Genomic DNA, 16,122 nt, shown 5'->3' on the forward strand with positions numbered 1-16,122 from the left:
AAAACATATAAAAATCATACTAATACATGAAATGACAACAAATGCTTCGTTATGTACTTAATATGTTTCTAATCAAATTAAACTGCGTTAAGAGAAATTTCCTTTTCTTATCACACAGTAATTCTACACTCAGAATATAAATGCTAATTTATTGACGAATCACCGACGATCCTGTCATTCAACCATAAGAAATAATGAAACTATGTGTTTGTCTCTTAGAAAGGGAAAGTAGCTTACACTTAGAAAGACATAATAATGAAACAATGAAAAAAACATTTACTTACTGCATAGTAAATCTAGATCCAACACATCTTTCATAGTGAATAATCCTGTTTTCTTGGTTGCAATCCAAATTGCAGCACGTACTGCCCCGTTAGCAAACGTCATTCGATTCGTAGCTTTATGCGAGATCTCAATTCTCTCACCAATATCAGCAAACATCACTGTATGTTCACCCACAATATCGCCAGCACGGATCGTAGAAAAACCGATTTCATTTCTACGCCGTCCATTAGTTATACCTTCACGAGCATAAACAGCCACATCACTGAGCTTATTGCCCATAGCACCCGCAATTGCTTCGCCCATACCGATAGCAGTCCCTGATGGTGCATCAACTTTATAGCGATGATGTGCTTCAATTATTTCTATATCACAGTAATTCCCCATAACCTTCGCTACTTTTTCTAGCAAGTTGAAAACAAGGTTGACGCCTACACTGTAATTGGGTGCCATCACGATCCCAACCTCATTAGCAACAGCATCTATCTGTGCTTTTTGTTCATCGGTAAAGCCCGTGGTACCAATCACCAATTTTTTACCGTATCGTTGGCAAAGTACCAGACTCCTCAACGTCACAACAGGAGTTGTAAAATCAATAATCACATCAAACGTGTCCACCACCTTCTCTAAATCGGCGACAAGAGTGATGTCCCGTTTTCCAATACCCGCTAATTCGCCTACATCAGTTCCAATTAACGTCGATTCCGAACACTCACTTGCCGCGACTAGACTTGCACCTTCGATACCATCCGTCGCTTTAATTAACCGTAGTCCCATTCGTCCGGCAGCACCCATAATTGCAATTTTAACCATATGCATCCTCTTTTACACTACCTCTTTTGCTACCTTTATTGCCTTCAATTCCCCGTAGTCACAATGTTAACTACGCTTTACGTATTAAAGAAATAGGAACAATGCTTATAGAAAGTATAGTTTTCACTATACTATGTTCACTCAACAATGCATATTTAAGCCTCGTTGCGACAAGAAAATATACTATTTATTCACTTAATACGGTATATTAATTGACTCGCTTCATTTGAAGTTCACGGGGCACCTCAAAGAACATATTTTCCTCTCGACCTTTCACCTCTTCCACTTCCAGACCACCATACAATTTAATTTGTGAAATGATCAAGTTGACCAACTCTTCCGGCGCAGATGCACCTGCAGTTACACCAATTTTGACCTTATTTTTAAACCACTCTGGATTAACGTCTTCAGGACAGTCAGTTAAATAGGCAGGAGTACCTAGTTTTTTGCTCAGTTCACGCAGACGGTTTGAGTTAGAACTGTTCCTTGACCCTACGACCACCAGGACATCGCATTGCATCGCTAATTTACGAACCGCATCCTGACGGTTTTGCGTTGCGTAACAGATGTCATCTTTATGTGGGCCATGAATATTTGGAAAAACTTTTCTCAGCTCATCAACTACACTGATAGTTTCATCAACTGATAACGTTGTTTGACTCACATAATGTAACTCAGAAGGGTTTTTAACATGCAATGAATACACATCCTTGGTTGTTCCCACAAGGTACATACCTCCGTTTTTACTAGCATACTGACCCATAGTACCTTCTACTTCTGGATGTCCAGCATGACCAATTAACACCACTTCCATATCGTGGCGACTGGCTCTTGCAACTTCCATATGAACCTTTGTTACTAATGGACAAGTTGCATCAAACACTGTCAAAGTACGTGCTTTTGCCTCATTACGAACTGTTTGTGAAACACCGTGCGCAGAAAAAATCACGATGCTGCCATCAGGGACTTCTCTTAATTCTTCTACGAAGATAGCACCACGTGCTTTCAGCCTTTCCACTACAAAGCGATTGTGCACCACTTCATGGCGCACATAGATAGGGGGATGATACAATTCCAGTGCACGTTCAACAATGCTAATAGCACGATCGACACCTGCACAAAACCCTCGTGGGTTAGCTAGCAAAATCTTCATAAGAACATACTAGTCAGTTTAACTGACACTGATAATTTCCACATCAAATATGACCCGCTGACCAGCAAGCGGGTGGTTAAAATCTACCGTGACTGACTCACCAATTACGGCAGCAATGACGCCTATACTTTCCTTACCACTGGGTCCAGAAAATGAAACGATAGTCCCTTCGTCAACAGGAATATCACCTACAAACTTACTGCGATCCATATGTTTAACATTGTCTGGATTTGATACACCAAAAGCATAACTAGGTTCCAAGGTAAAACTTGCTATTTCTCCTTGTTTCAGTCCAAGTAGACATTCCTCAAAATTGTCTGTCAGATTACCGTCTCCTATGTTAAATTTAGCAGGTTTACCCACATTATGGGTACTGTCTGCGACCGAGCCATTTTCCAATTTAATGGAAAAATGCATAACCACTTCACTGTTAAAGCTAATTTGTGTCATTGATTACATCCTTAGCACTAACTAGAACAACTTAGCCCGTAAAATTCCAACGTCAATGAGGCTATCAACAAATTTATACGACACAAAGTTACCTTCAAAACGGACAGCGCTATTAATGTTATTTCTTTTACTATTACAGTACAGTAAATTACTTATTCGACCTCATTTTCCTGTTTTTTTTCGAGGTCAACACGCTATCCAGCATGATAAGACTCGCACCGATACAGATATAGGCATCAGCTAGATTAAATGTAGGCCAATGGCTACTACCTATATAAAAATCAAGGAAATCAACAACATACCCATACAAAAGACGATCGCGCATATTACCCAACGCACCACCAATAACCATTGCATAAGCGACATTGAGAACTCGGTTACTTGCAGGTGTTCGTCGCATCCAGTAGACTATAATTACTGATACGCTAAGCGCGATTGTAGAAAAGAACCAACGTTGCCAACCGTCAGCATCACCTAAGAAATTAAATGCTGCTCCATAGTTATGGACATACAGGAAGTTAAAGAAAGACAATACCTCAATACGGTTTGCCTCTCCATACGCCATAGCGTTCATTACCCAAAATTTACTACTAATATCTAACACGAACACCAGTAACGCCAACAAGAGCCAGTACACACCTGATTGCTTTGCTGTCAGAGATTCCATCTAGACCTCCTGTCCTTATACGAATTTACGTGTTTCGCCTTCCCCTATGATGTTGTTAAGGCAACGGCCACACAATGCTTCATAACCTTCGATAGTACCGACATCTGATACATGATGCCAACAACGCCCACACTTGTTGGCATCAGACTTAGTAACAACAATTGACAGTCCATCAGTTGTTGTTGACTGTGTAACGTCTGCCACTGTATTTATAGCAATAACGTCGGCTTTTGATGTCAGAAGGGCAAAACGTAATTCATTATCCATGCTTTGAAGCTTGGCTGCAAAACTAGGTTTCATATACAATGTGACTTCAGCTTCCAGAGAACTACCAATTTTCTTATCACGACGCGCTTGTTCCAACACTTTGTTTACCACACCACGAACACGAAGTAACTCTGACCAAAATGCGTTATTCAATGGTTCATTATCATTCAAACAAAACAGACCGTCATACCATACTTCAGTAAAAACAAACTTACTACGTACTGTTTTATCAGACTGAAACAATGGCATTTCATTCCAAATATCATCAGCTGTAAACGACATAATGGGTGCCATCCAACGCACCAATGCTTCCATGATATGGAATAATGCTGTTTGACAACTTCGGTGCGCATTACTACCTGCTTTTGCAGTGTATTGACGGTCTTTGATGATGTCTAAATAAAATGAACCCATTTCTACCGAACAGAATTGCATTAACCGCTGTGCCACTTGACGGAAGTTACACTCTTCGAATGCTTTTAAGACTTCTTGCTGTACTTCTAGAGCTTTACCCACAGCCCAGCGATCGATAACCATCATATTTTCTGCAGAAACCATATCCGTTTCTGGATGAAAACCATTTAAGTTTGCCAGCAAGAAGCGAGCTGTGTTACGAATGCGACGATACACGTCGGCACTACGATTCAATATTTCATCAGAAACAGTCATTTCTCCAGTGTAATCTGTTGAGGCAACCCATAATCGCAGGATATCACCACCCAATTTATTCATGATTTCTTGTGGAGAAACCACATTACCAATTGATTTGGACATCTTACGACCATGACCATCCACAGTAAAACCATGCGTAAGGACTTGCTTGTAAGGTGCTTTATTTTTAATTGATACCGATGTGATCAACGAAGACTGAAACCAACCACGATGCTGATCCGCACCTTCTAAGTACATATCAGCCTCGTAGTCACCAAACTCTTTATCTTGGTTTATAACAGCAAAATGTGTTACGCCTGAGTCAAACCAAACGTCGAGTGTATCCAACACTTTCTCATAATCGTCAGCATCGGCACCCAACATGACTGTTGCATCAAGATCCCACCATGCTTGCACACCCACTTTTTCTACTTCTAAAGCTACTTTTTCAATAAAATTAATAGTATTTGGGTGAAGTTCAGCCGTTTCCTTGTGAACAAATAGAGCCATTGGCACACCCCAAGTACGTTGACGTGAAATACACCAATCTGGACGGCCTTCCATCATCAATTCAATACAGTTTTGACCCCATTCAGGAATCCATTGAACATTTTTGATCTCTTTTAGTGCTTTTACACGCAACTCTGATTTTTCCATTGAGATAAACCATTGTGGTGTCGCACGGAAAATGATCGGTGTTTTATGACGCCAGCAATGTGGGTAACTGTGCTCATACATATGATGGTGCAACAATCCGCCATGCTCTTTCAATACTTGAATAACATGATCATTCGCTTGCAACACATGCTGGCCAGCAAACAATTCGGTATCTAAGAGATATATACCATTCCTATCAACAGGATTAGCCACTTCTAGGTTATATTTTTTACCTACTACGAAGTCTTCCTGACCGTGACCAGGCGCCGTATGAACCGCACCTGTACCTGTTTCAATAGTAACGTGCTCCCCTAAGATAACCGGCACGTCAAATTTATAGAATGGGTGATTAAAACGCAGTAATTCCAACGCATTTCCCTTACAGAAACCAAGATTATGGAAGTGATCAATACCCACACGATCCATCACTTTTTTTGCAAGTTCTGACGCCATGATCAACCGACGAGGTCTACTACCGTCAACTTGGAGCAAAACATATTCCCGATCACCAGAGACAGCTACAGCACGGTTTGCTGGTAACGTCCAAGGTGTAGTTGTCCAGATAACAATCGAAATCTCACCTTTCCCGTCATAATCTCTAGTTAAGTTGAACTTTGACAATACAGTCACTTCATCAGCCGCACGAAACATCACGTCAATTGACGGTGATACTATATTTTCATATTCCACCTCTGCTTCTGCAAGTGCAGAGGCACAGTCAGTACACCAATGAACAGGTTTAAAACCTTTTTCTAAATGGCCGTTATTCGCAATCTTACCTAGTGCACGTATGATGTTGGCTTCAGTATGGAAATCCATGGTTAAGTATGGCTTGTTCCATTCACCCAACACACCCAAACGTTTGAAATCTACCTTTTGACCTTCAACTTGTTGTTCTGCATATTCACGGCATTTCTGGCGAAATTCTGCTGCTGATACTTTTTTCCCAGGTTTACCAATTTCCTTTTCAACCATTAGTTCGATTGGTAGACCATGACAGTCCCAACCTGGGATGTAAGGCGCATCAAAGTTCGATAATGTCTTTGCCTTAATAACAATGTCTTTGAGGATTTTGTTTACAGCATGACCAATGTGAATATTGCCGTTCGCATAAGGTGGTCCATCATGAAGGATGAAAGATTTCTTGCCTTTTTTTACTTTACGGATCTCGCCATAAAGATCTTCTTCATACCAATGCTTGAGAATTTCCGGTTCACGCTGTACAAGATTACCTCGCATTGGAAATGCTGTTACTGGCAGGTTCAACGTATCTTTAAAGTCACTCATTGATTGTTCATCCGCATGGATATTGTAAACATTATTGACCAATCAGCCACGAACGGGCGGTCTGAGCATCAAATTCAATTTGGGTTTTTAGCTCATCAATTGAGCTAAACTTTTTCTCATCTCTCAGCTTATGCAGAAATTGCACTTCAACATGTCGACCATAGAGGTCTTTTGCAAAATCAAATAGGTGAACTTCCAATTGTTGGCATACACCATTTACAGTTGGTCGTGTACCTACATTGGCCACACCACTTAACCATTGATTCTTTTTGATACCACATACGTTTACCACGTAAACGCCTGAAACAGGAGATACAAGACACTTAATCGGTATATTTGCCGTAGGAAACCCCATCGCACGCCCAAGCTTCTTGCCATGAGATACTCTACCGCTGATACTGTAACGTCGACCTAACATTTGCTCGGCTGCATCTTGTTTACCAAGTGCCAACTCATGTCGAATAGCAGTACTACTGACACGCCGATCAAAAACACAGCAACTTTGCGTACTCGCCACTTCAAATTGTCCGGAATTTGCCTCTTGCTCTAAGTAACAAAAATCACCTTGACGCTTAGCGCCAAAGCGAAAGTCATCACCAACAACGAGGAACTTAACACCCAACTGTTCCATCAACAAGCAATGCACAAAATCATAAGGCGTCATCTCAGCAAATTTAGTATTGAAATCCACAACTAAAAGCCGCTTGACACCTAATTTCGCAAATTGCGTGTATTTGTCACGTAAACGAGTCAGCCTAGCTGGCGCTTGATCAGCGGAGAATAACTCTTCAGGTTGAGGTTCAAAAAGCATTACCGTAGACGGTAACCCTAATTCATGAGCCTTTGAGACCACTTGGTTTAATACTTGTTGATGTCCCAAATGAACACCGTCAAAATTACCGATTGTCAGTACACAGCCTTGGTGTTTGTCGCATATGTTATGAATACCCCTGATTAATTCCATAATGGTAAAATTACTTTCTCCTAGAAAGCAGAGAGATTATATATTACACGCGCAGATCGTTCAGCCGTTGGTGCGGAGTTGATGTGGACGTACACCTAAAATGAGTAACGATACAAAATAAGTGATAATTCCTGCACCAATTAGACCTGCACAAATTTGCTCGCGACCTCTCAACCCCATAGACAACCACTCAGTATTAGTGGGCATCCACCAGTACAACAGACACCCCATCAGCACAGAACCAAACATTAAACGAACAGTGAAGATGATCGTCTCCTTTCTCATGCGGTATACACCCTGATTATGCAGACCTTGATACAACAAGGCTGCGTTCACTAACGCTGATACCGACGTTGACGTGGCCAAGCCGATGTATCCATAAAATAAAGCACAAATCGGATTAAGCATTATATTGGTAACCATAGCAATAATGCCATAGCGCACAGGGCTTTTGGTGTCTTGGCGCGCAAAATAACCGGATGCTAATACTTTAATCAACATAAAACTCAGCAGACCCGAAGTGTACGCCATCAAAGACAGGGATACTGCATCCACATCTGCCTCCCTAAACTCACCACGCATAAAAAGCACCATCAGCAATGGCTTTGCCAGCAACAAAATACCCACCATCGCGGGAAGACCAAGCAGGAAAACCATTCTTATCCCCCAATCCATGGTGTTGGTGAATTGTTCTACAGATTGCTCAATATGCCTTTTAGATAATGTAGGTAAAATTACAGTTGCAATAGTAATACCAAACAATCCCAGTGGGAACTCCAGTAAGCGATCAGAGTAATAGAGCCAACTTATAGAACCCGTAGATAAAAAACTCGCAATAAAAGTATCGAAAAGCAAGTTTACTTGGCTCACAGAGACACCAAATAATGCAGGGATCATTAAGGTACGGATCTTAACCACAGCTGGGTGCATCCAACCCCACTTAGGTCGAACTAACATCCCTTCTCGATAAAGAAAGGGTAATTGAAATGCAAACTGAGTCATACCCCCTAAAAACACACCTATTCCCAACCCTATCTCTGGTTGTTCAAGGTTGGGAGCAATCCAGATAGCCGCTGAAATCATGCCTACATTTAAGAAAACAGGAGTGAACGATGAAACAGCAAACCGTCCAAGAGTGTTCAAAATTGAGCATGACAACGCTACGAATGAAATAAACCACAAATACGGAAACGTGATTTTTAATATGAGCGAAGCAAGTTCAAATTTGTATGCAGAGGAACCCTCGTTAACCCAATCAATAAACCATCCTGCACCAAATAACGCCGCAATCACTGGCGATGCAATAACACCCATTAAGGTGACCAGCGTAACTAATACCCCGAGTGTACCAGACACGTACGCAATTAATTCGCGAGTTTTATTTTTATCTTCACTGGCTTGATATTCTGAGAGTACAGGCACAAATGCTTGCGAGAAGGCACCTTCAGCAAATAATCGACGCAGGAAGTTAGGAATTTTATTGGCGAAGAAAAACACATCAGCAGTAGCCCCTGCTCCCAAAAGGTTCGCAATCACCACATCCCTCACCAAACCCATGATCCTAGATACCATCGTCATGCAACTAACAACTATTCCAGAACGAAGCAATTGTTTTGACACATATATCTCCTTAAAATGGTCGCCCTCTTATTAATTCCCTAGTGGTTTACTTCCACCATACTGACGATAACTTTTTTGAAAAAATAGTTCATTTTACTCATAGACGGCTTACTTCAGGCGAATAATCTTGATAGGGTTTTTCGCCATATTAACCGCGATAGTCACTATCCGCCAATGCTAGAGAGTCTAGCGTGCGTATGGTTGATCTCTGCATAAATGAATTGACAACACAAGTGTTCCGAGGCATATTCCTTGACCTAAACTGTCACCGAATATAATAATATTGGAGTTATACCCTTGGCGAATATTAAATCTGCTAAGAAGCGGGCAATTCAATCAGAGAAGTGCCGCCAGCATAATGCAAGTCGTCGCTCAATGATGCGCACCTACATGAAAAAAACCATCGCAGCCATCGTAGCGGGTAACAAAGAAGTGGCCACTATAGCATATAGTGAAATACAATCTATTCTTGACCGGATGGCTACTAAAGGCCTGATCCACAAAAACAAGGCTGCTCGTAATAAAGCAAACTTAATTGCTAAAATTAAAGCTATGTGATAACTCTTAGTGTTTAAATAAAAAATTGCAGAAAGCCGTTTTTTATTTATTTTTCATAATGCAGTACTCATTTAGGCACTAATCTTACCTCCAATAGAGTATTGTAATGTTAGAGTACGATAATACAGAATCACAGCGATAAAATAGCATTTCAGTATAAATTAGATAAGGAGCGTTAAAGCATAGCATCCGTCAGATGAAATACACAGGTGTTATATCGTGCATCGCCATCAAAGACTCTAAAAAATAACGTTTGGAGAGCTATATCTAAAACTCGCTCTAACACGTGTATTGAAGATGTGATCTATCTCGGCAATTTCCTCATCATTGACCTCGTTGTGGTCAGTTTCCTTTATCTGACGTTAGGGTTGTGAACTCATGGAAAGTGTGGAATTGACAATATCAACAAACGTCTCCATCACTGTACCTGCCTGCTTATTTGGTATCTTTAACTAAGGGCAGCAGCATTTATTGGCTGTACCCACCACAATAGTTGTGCCTAGGTGTAGAGTTGGAGCGGGTTCCTTTATCCTGTTTTAGTGCAAAGCGATGATAGCATACGCCTTGAAAATTGTTTGGGATATGGCTCTTTCTTTCTCGACTGATAGTGGAGTGAACACAAGCAAGTATTTGAGCAATCTGGTTAAATGAATCACCCTCAACTAATCGTTTCTCAATATAAAATCGGTCATTATCATTTAACTGTTTACGAACCATGCACATCTCCAAGCAAAAATGAGGATACGGAGGTGTACTTTAGTCTGGCTGATTCACCGCTAGGTTGTGCATTCCAGATGACGGAGGACGTTTTAATAGTGTTTATTATAATGACAAGAAATAGGAATTTTACACATGAAAAAGCTATCGAAGACATCACTCGCTATGGTCAAATCTGGTATACAGCTTCCATAGCAGTATCCTGATAATTGACGTTTGTTTTACGAATGTCATCTCTGAATTTCACGCCTTTGATAACCTCCGCGAGTAATTTAAAACCTCGCAGCCTACGTCAGTTAACCTCAGATCTGCATACGTCATTGTCTCCCACAGAAAATTTGTTATTATCGTATCTCTTCAAATGGACAAAATTAAAGGGATCTGTTAACCCATGAAAATAATTCTACTTGTCTCAGGGCTGGTTTTCGGTCTGAATGCTTGCTCTACACCTCCGGTGTATCCGATAACTATAGCACCCCAACCAACCATATCGTCTGCTCCTGTCGCTCAAAATAAATCCGTCATGGTCGATAGTCGTGATCTACGTATCGCACAATTTGTGGCTTTCGTCGATAATGGTCGAGAAAATGTCCAACCTATTCATGCCACATCAAACATTCTTGACGTCCTTGAAGATGTATTAATTCGTCAGCTGAACTCTCAAGGTTTTTATGTGAATACCGATGGTATTGGAAAACTTCGTCTAGATTTGCTTGATGCACTTGTCAAAGTAAAAAACTCCGTGTTTTCACATGAAATGACCACAAATGTACAAATTCAGCTCGTTGCAGAAACTAAAAATAATAAGCTGGTTAAGCGTTATACTGGGAGATCAACCATAGAAGGAACAATGAATGCGTCGGTTGAAGACATTGGAGTTGCATTAAACAGCCTGCTTGAAGTGGTACTAAAGGACATTGCCCGTGACGAACAGATGATAACCTTCCTAAACGAGAATTTCTAATGCATATAATACTTAAATCCGTGTTTACAAAACTCCTATTGTTTGGTGCCACAATACCCTCAACCCTCATGGCCTGTATACTTTATCATAAAAGTCAACGCACAGTCATGTAGCTTAATACAGAAACTTTGCCCTCCATCATTTGAAATGCACAGATATCATATCTTAAACCACCATTAAATACTTTAAAAAATATCGTTAGGAAAGCAATATCCAAGACTCACTCTACCACGTGTATTCACGATATGTTCTATCTTAATCAATTTCCTCATTATTGACCTCGTTGAAATTAGTTTTCTTTGACAAAAATCGCCTTATCAGACCATTGATATGCTAATTTAGCCCTGATCATTTGATCTATAAAGGTCTAGCAAAACAGAAATAATCGTCTTTGATTTTAGCGCTCTCTTCATGACCTCTGTACGCTGTATCGTTGTCTGACGTGATGGTTTTAAGTCATGGAAAGTGGAATTTACAATATCAATAAACGTTTCCACCACTGTACCCCCCTGCTTATTAGGCATCTTTCTGATGCAGCAGAGTTTATTGGCTTTATCCACCAAGGTAAGCAGAAAAGATTTCTGTCACGTTCCGACGACCGTGTCATTACTAACTAACCAAACTCGACCTTATCGTCTGCAATATCAGTCCATTTCTCAATGCAAATACGGTTCTTTATATTTTACCTTATCGTCGCTGCTCATTTTAATTTTGTAGGGTTTGCTATGCCAAGGAATGTCCTTGTATAGGACACCGTCATTACTTCTGTCATGCCATATACACCGGTACATCGTGCTTTAGGCGGTCTAAGTTCACCTCTAATCACATAGGGTAACGTATGCGTGCTGAGACGCTCATGAATGCACCTCCCTCCGTTACCTGAAATATACATGTGTGTAAACAGGATAGTGTTTATCACAAACGTTTATTAACCGAAACAGAAATGTATCGTTATAAGCAGTTGCTCAGGGCGTTGTTTCCCCAAATATTTGCACTAATCACAATTCCTACGATTAGATCATTATGGAATTAAGTGGAAGGTGATGATGGGAAAGGTCAAGCACAAAATCAACAACTGGAAACAATATAATCAAGCATTAGTAAACCTTGGCTCAATGACTTTTTGGATAAACGACGCTGCCATTAAGGCATGGCTTTGCCAAAGCATCACGGTCATCATAACAGTGAATTTATATCTTTCTATATTACGATTAAAACGACATTGATGGTAAAAGATATTTTCACTCTCCCACTTCGTGCGTTAACAGGCGGCCTCAATTCGGTTTTACGTTGAAGAATATCCCGCTGAAATTCCATAGATACACTTGCATTAACCTCAGATTTGCATAAGCGCTTGCTTATCAAACCAACTCATCTTGATGCTCAGCTTCTTTGGTTGAAATGAATACGCGATACGCCCCACCAGCAAATTGACCATTAAAGATGATATAACTACACGGTGCCGAGAATTCTCGATTTGAGATATATGTTTTAGTTGGCCAAAAACGGTTTCAATAATAAATCGTTTCTGGAGCATCAGGCGGTTACAAAGTTTCATCACTTTGGGTTTCATATTTTTTCACACCCGTTATCAGTGTAACTCCCTTATCTACAAGTTCCCGCTACAATGGATCAGAGATATAAACTTTATCCCCGTAGAACCACCCCGTCGTTTCTTCTCATCTCTTCGCGTTACCTTTAAAAAACTGATGTTTAAGAATGCGTAGGTTGTAACAAACCTATAGCTTGGATGAATCAACGAAGGTAATCACTGACGGTGAGTGAGGTAAAAGCAAAGCGGAACCAAAAAATCTTGCATGAGCTTGAGCATCCTTGTGTAGCTAACTAATTTAGGAAATTCGTTCGTGAGGTAACGGCAAACAAAGTGGATAAAATAGGTCTTGCAGTCTCAATACCCAGATTGATAGAAAGCTATCACTATCGTCATCACTTCGCTAACTGAGAGGCGAAAAGGCTTGTTTCTTTGTTTGATATCGGAAGAAATTAGGTGTTTTTCCTATGCAGGGAGGAAACTCTGGTAGAAGTCGTCGACATCGACGAAAACAGCGGCTAAGTTATTCATTCCCAAGTCCTTCGGAAGTCAATAGTTTATTTCAAACGATCAGATCGCGACTTGGGTATTTAGTTCATTTCTTATCTGCAGTTCAGGTTAATTATAATGCTCAAGTTAGTGAACCACTTGAAAATATGAAAGTGATAAATAAAATTTCAAGACTCGGTATTCCTGTTAGCCAGCAGACAAATTAAGACTATAAAAAATATTGGGATTAGTTCGTTATAGGCCTGATTTAATCAACAACGCTGTTTGACTGGACAGTGGCGGATTTCAAACCTGAATTCAGGTATTCTCCCTTAATTCTTCTACAAAGAATTGAATAACAGGATAAAAATTACTTTCTTAACTAAAAGTTTTGCTATCACTATTTTTAATAATCTATTGTCTGTATGGTCATAATCGGGCATCATCTTGTGCAACAAATCCTACGATTAGTACATACAATTAGAACTTTTAGGCAATTGATGACAAATCAATTATACGCACACACGAAGGTAGTACGAAGTGAGAGATAATTTAAAGGCTAATGATATACTGGCACTAGGGTTTATGACTTTCGCGTTTTTCCTCGGGGCAGGCAATCTAATTTTCCCACCGCAAGCAGGATTGCTCGCAGGTGAGCATATGTTTTCAGGTATGCTAGGTTTTCTGATTACAGCAGTGGGTCTTCCCTTGATTGGTATCATCGCAATCGCTGTATCCGGAGGTTGTTGGAAGGGATTAACCCGTGATCTTCCTGTCTCAGTGGCTACATTGATGGCGGTATTAATTTTTATCATCATCGGTCCTGCATTCGCGGCGCCACGTGCGGGTCTAGTTGCTTACGAAATGGGATTTAAGCCGTTTCTGAGTGATGAAAGTGAGCTTGAATTGGTACTCTTCTCTGTCTCGTTTTTCACCATTGTCATGTTTTTATCTCTGTTTGAAGGAAAATTGATTGACACTATTGGTAAACTATTAACACCCATCTTGTTTGTGTCACTGTCTATTCTTGCTATTTCCGTCATAGTAAACCCCTTAGGTGATATCGGTGCCGCACAAGGCACGTACATTGATCAAGCATTTACCACAGGTTTCCTTGAAGGTTATAATACTATGGATACCTTAGCTGCCTTGATGTTTGGCATGTTGATTGTGGATGTAATCCGTAAAAAAGGCATCAACTCTGATGCACAGACGTGCAGGTATCTAATATTGGCAGGGGTGATTGCCGCAGTGGGTCTGACGATTGTTTACGTATCACTATTTTATTTAGGCGCAACCGCATCAACTGTAGCGATTGGTGCAACAAATGGTGGCTCAATTTTGTCTTCATACGTGACGGTTCTGTTTGGTTCTACGGGACAAATTGTCTTATCAACCATTATTATTCTGGCATGTCTGACCACGGTTATAGGCCTTGTATCAGCATGTGCTGATTACTTTAGTATCTTAAGTGATAAATTCAATTATCACCAATGGGTTGTGATTCTGTCGATTGCTTCTGCAGTTGTGTCAAACGTAGGTTTGACACAATTGATTGCAGTTTCAATTCCTGTATTATTTTGCTTATATCCAGTTGCGATCGCTCTGATTGCGTTGACCTTCCTTCGTAGCTTCATGCCTAACCCAATCCTAACATATCGTGTAGTGTTGGGGGTGTCATTAATGTTTACATTGATTGATGCTGCGAAAGTTGGTGGTGTTGATATGTCAATGTTTAGTGGTTTGCCACTGTTTAACTATGGCATGGTATGGCTGGTTCCGACTTTGATTGCTATGATTGTGATGCGCTTTGTCGATCCAAAAAAATGCCAGTCATCTTACGCTTAACCTTATGCCTATCGCGTTTGATTGTAAATTCGGTAACAAGCTAAAAGTGAGAACCTACTATTGTGCTTAATACCAGTTCATCAATTGGTAGATTCGTCGATTTTATCAAGGATTAATAATATCCTCAGATGTATGTTTTTTTGCATGCATCTGGATGCTATACTCGCGGTAATTGGCTTTATTTTCATAACAGGAGGATCAGTCTACGCGTTATGAAAGTGAGATTGACAAAGAAAAAACTAGGGACTCAACGTGTGAAGGTTGAGTACGCTTCCGCGTAAAAATACAACTGTTTACATCAGTAGGTTGGAACACTGCAAAGATTTCTTAAAATCAGCGCATCCGTTAAACGACTTTCAGGCACTGTCCAAAAGACTACGAATAGCTGGAGAAGCTAAAGCCATTGAAAATAAGGATTCAAACGGCTACTTTTCAACCACTGCAACCCTAAAGATCATCAAAAATTTCATCAATTTTACTTATCAGCACACCTTTCAAGGTGCCACCTATGTTGAACAGTAATTTGGCGTAAAGTATATAATTATAGGCATGAATAAATTCCTCCATCACAATGACTTCCGACATAAAGTGCCTAGAAATATTCCCCGAAATTTTTACGTAAAAAACAACGGGATTACATCCGTCACTATGATAAACACAAAGTACACTGCAGCAAGTATGAAATCATTGTATTCATTTATGCTGTCCATCTAGTGTAAATGATAAAGATCACCCATGGATGGATATGTACAGGATAAGATAAAGCACTTGAAACCACAACTCTATGCAGTAGACTGAGCATTATTGATGCGTTAAACATTGCTAATATTGAAAGTACAGTTATAAGCGGATATGACATCATCGATGGTCTAAATATTGTTAGTCTTTTCTGCAAGTTAAAAACTGACTTACCCATTGACTCATACACTGCATATAATCTCGGATCGAATGGGATATTACCGAAGTGACTTCATTATCCCAAAGCGACTACCTAAAGATCTGAGCGAAGAATAAATTAAGAAGCTGTCTGAAGACTATGATGTAGGTAATATGAAAAAGCGCAAAAAGAAAGAATTATGGAGTTGTTGTATAACCACTGGTGGTTTATTTGAACTTCTCATCCTAACCATGGAAAATGTAAGTTTGCGCTATGGGATGGTGCGAGTAATTGTTAAATGAGGAA

At 40.2% G+C, this 16,122-nt stretch carries 15 protein-coding genes and 1 pseudogene; 6 read left to right on the forward strand and 10 right to left on the reverse strand.

All coding sequences use genetic code 11. The annotated features are described in order from the left end of the window. Positions 1 to 276 precede the first annotated feature (276 nt). The 7 genes from dapB to murJ all read right to left on the reverse strand — a co-directional run bounded on the left by dapB (position 277) and on the right by murJ (position 8,811). The gene (gene dapB / locus BTN49_RS02195) at positions 277 to 1,095 is read right to left on the reverse strand and encodes a 4-hydroxy-tetrahydrodipicolinate reductase (protein ID WP_097355827.1); all 819 of its coding nucleotides are present in this window, start codon (positions 1,093 to 1,095) and stop codon (positions 277 to 279) included. Positions 1,096 to 1,303: 208 nt separating this feature from the next. Continuing rightward, complete coding sequence (gene ispH / locus BTN49_RS02200; RefSeq protein ID WP_097355828.1) at positions 1,304 to 2,248, reverse strand: 4-hydroxy-3-methylbut-2-enyl diphosphate reductase; 945 nt, start codon at positions 2,246 to 2,248, stop codon at positions 1,304 to 1,306. 18 nt (positions 2,249 to 2,266) lie between these two features. Then, complete coding sequence (fkpB, locus tag BTN49_RS02205) at positions 2,267 to 2,698, reverse strand: FKBP-type peptidyl-prolyl cis-trans isomerase (protein WP_097355829.1); 432 nt, start codon at positions 2,696 to 2,698, stop codon at positions 2,267 to 2,269. 148 nt (positions 2,699 to 2,846) lie between these two features. Then, positions 2,847 to 3,365 carry a signal peptidase II gene (gene lspA / locus BTN49_RS02210; protein ID WP_097355830.1) on the reverse strand — a complete coding sequence of 173 codons (519 nt, stop codon included), beginning with the start codon at positions 3,363 to 3,365 and terminating at the stop codon, positions 2,847 to 2,849. Between the two features lie 15 nt (positions 3,366 to 3,380). After that, positions 3,381 to 6,227 carry an isoleucine--tRNA ligase gene (ileS, locus tag BTN49_RS02215; protein WP_097355831.1) on the reverse strand — a complete coding sequence of 949 codons (2,847 nt, stop codon included), beginning with the start codon at positions 6,225 to 6,227 and terminating at the stop codon, positions 3,381 to 3,383. Between the two features lie 31 nt (positions 6,228 to 6,258). After that, a complete protein-coding gene (gene ribF, locus BTN49_RS02220; RefSeq protein ID WP_097355832.1) occupies positions 6,259 to 7,191 on the reverse strand; it encodes a bifunctional riboflavin kinase/FAD synthetase in 933 nt (310 codons plus the stop codon). Between the two features lie 60 nt (positions 7,192 to 7,251). Next, a complete protein-coding gene (gene murJ / locus BTN49_RS02225) occupies positions 7,252 to 8,811 on the reverse strand; it encodes a murein biosynthesis integral membrane protein MurJ (protein WP_097355833.1) in 1,560 nt (519 codons plus the stop codon). A 297-nt stretch (positions 8,812 to 9,108) separates the two neighbouring features. Between murJ and rpsT the strand changes: the two genes are divergently transcribed. Further along, positions 9,109 to 9,369, forward strand: a complete 261-nt coding sequence (gene rpsT / locus BTN49_RS02230) for a 30S ribosomal protein S20 (protein WP_097355834.1) — start codon at positions 9,109 to 9,111, stop codon at positions 9,367 to 9,369. Between the two features lie 468 nt (positions 9,370 to 9,837). Here rpsT and BTN49_RS02235 read toward each other — a convergent pair whose 3' ends face one another. Further along, the gene (locus BTN49_RS02235; protein WP_158523569.1) at positions 9,838 to 10,086 is read right to left on the reverse strand and encodes a helix-turn-helix domain-containing protein; all 249 of its coding nucleotides are present in this window, start codon (positions 10,084 to 10,086) and stop codon (positions 9,838 to 9,840) included. A 391-nt stretch (positions 10,087 to 10,477) separates the two neighbouring features. Between BTN49_RS02235 and BTN49_RS02240 the strand changes: the two genes are divergently transcribed. Beyond that, positions 10,478 to 11,050, forward strand: a complete 573-nt coding sequence (locus tag BTN49_RS02240; protein WP_097355836.1) for a YajG family lipoprotein — start codon at positions 10,478 to 10,480, stop codon at positions 11,048 to 11,050. 338 nt (positions 11,051 to 11,388) lie between these two features. Here the strand turns inward: BTN49_RS02240 and BTN49_RS13730 are convergent, their stop codons facing one another. After that, positions 11,389 to 11,574, reverse strand: a complete 186-nt coding sequence (locus tag BTN49_RS13730) for a hypothetical protein (RefSeq protein WP_097355837.1) — start codon at positions 11,572 to 11,574, stop codon at positions 11,389 to 11,391. Positions 11,575 to 12,093: 519 nt separating this feature from the next. Between BTN49_RS13730 and BTN49_RS02250 the strand changes: the two genes are divergently transcribed. Continuing rightward, a complete protein-coding gene (locus BTN49_RS02250; RefSeq protein WP_146679027.1) occupies positions 12,094 to 12,276 on the forward strand; it encodes a hypothetical protein in 183 nt (60 codons plus the stop codon). A 110-nt stretch (positions 12,277 to 12,386) separates the two neighbouring features. Here BTN49_RS02250 and BTN49_RS21715 read toward each other — a convergent pair. Next, positions 12,387 to 13,133, reverse strand: a pseudogene (locus tag BTN49_RS21715) (transposase). On the opposite strand from BTN49_RS21715, the gene BTN49_RS14755 reads away from it, so the two are divergent. The 3 genes from BTN49_RS14755 to BTN49_RS12660 all read left to right on the forward strand — a co-directional run bounded on the left by BTN49_RS14755 (position 13,070) and on the right by BTN49_RS12660 (position 15,461). After that, positions 13,070 to 13,318, forward strand: a complete 249-nt coding sequence (locus BTN49_RS14755; protein ID WP_190319194.1) for a hypothetical protein — start codon at positions 13,070 to 13,072, stop codon at positions 13,316 to 13,318. The pseudogene BTN49_RS21715 and the gene BTN49_RS14755 sit on opposite strands and share 64 nt — an antisense overlap. 313 nt (positions 13,319 to 13,631) lie before the next feature. Further along, positions 13,632 to 14,939, forward strand: a complete 1,308-nt coding sequence (gene brnQ / locus BTN49_RS02260; protein ID WP_097355839.1) for a branched-chain amino acid transport system II carrier protein — start codon at positions 13,632 to 13,634, stop codon at positions 14,937 to 14,939. A 261-nt stretch (positions 14,940 to 15,200) separates the two neighbouring features. Then, positions 15,201 to 15,461, forward strand: coding sequence for a hypothetical protein (locus tag BTN49_RS12660; protein ID WP_146679029.1), 261 nt, complete (start codon positions 15,201 to 15,203; stop codon positions 15,459 to 15,461). The last annotated feature ends 661 nt before the right edge of the window (positions 15,462 to 16,122 follow it).

The sequence above is a fragment of the Candidatus Enterovibrio escicola genome (assembly GCF_002464935.1).
GTDB lineage: Bacteria > Pseudomonadota > Gammaproteobacteria > Enterobacterales > Vibrionaceae > Enterovibrio > Enterovibrio escicola.

Bases quoted from the DNA above. Each gene is read 5' to 3' on its own strand.
- ispH (WP_097355828.1), bottom strand. From the start codon at position 2,248: ATGAAGATTTTGCTAGCTAACCCACGAGGGTTTTGTGCAGGTGTCGAT.
- lspA (WP_097355830.1), bottom strand. From the start codon at position 3,365: ATGGAATCTCTGACAGCAAAGCAATCAGGTGTGTACTGGCTCTTGTTG.
- dapB (WP_097355827.1), bottom strand. From the start codon at position 1,095: ATGGTTAAAATTGCAATTATGGGTGCTGCCGGACGAATGGGACTACGG.
- BTN49_RS13730 (WP_097355837.1), bottom strand. From the start codon at position 11,574: ATGCCTAATAAGCAGGGGGGTACAGTGGTGGAAACGTTTATTGATATT.
- ribF (WP_097355832.1), bottom strand. From the start codon at position 7,191: ATGGAATTAATCAGGGGTATTCATAACATATGCGACAAACACCAAGGC.
- ileS (WP_097355831.1), bottom strand. From the start codon at position 6,227: ATGAGTGACTTTAAAGATACGTTGAACCTGCCAGTAACAGCATTTCCA.
- BTN49_RS02250 (WP_146679027.1), top strand. From the start codon at position 12,094: ATGATGGGAAAGGTCAAGCACAAAATCAACAACTGGAAACAATATAAT.
- fkpB (WP_097355829.1), bottom strand. From the start codon at position 2,698: ATGACACAAATTAGCTTTAACAGTGAAGTGGTTATGCATTTTTCCATT.
- BTN49_RS14755 (WP_190319194.1), top strand. From the start codon at position 13,070: ATGCAGGGAGGAAACTCTGGTAGAAGTCGTCGACATCGACGAAAACAG.
- BTN49_RS02240 (WP_097355836.1), top strand. From the start codon at position 10,478: ATGAAAATAATTCTACTTGTCTCAGGGCTGGTTTTCGGTCTGAATGCT.
- BTN49_RS02235 (WP_158523569.1), bottom strand. From the start codon at position 10,086: ATGGTTCGTAAACAGTTAAATGATAATGACCGATTTTATATTGAGAAA.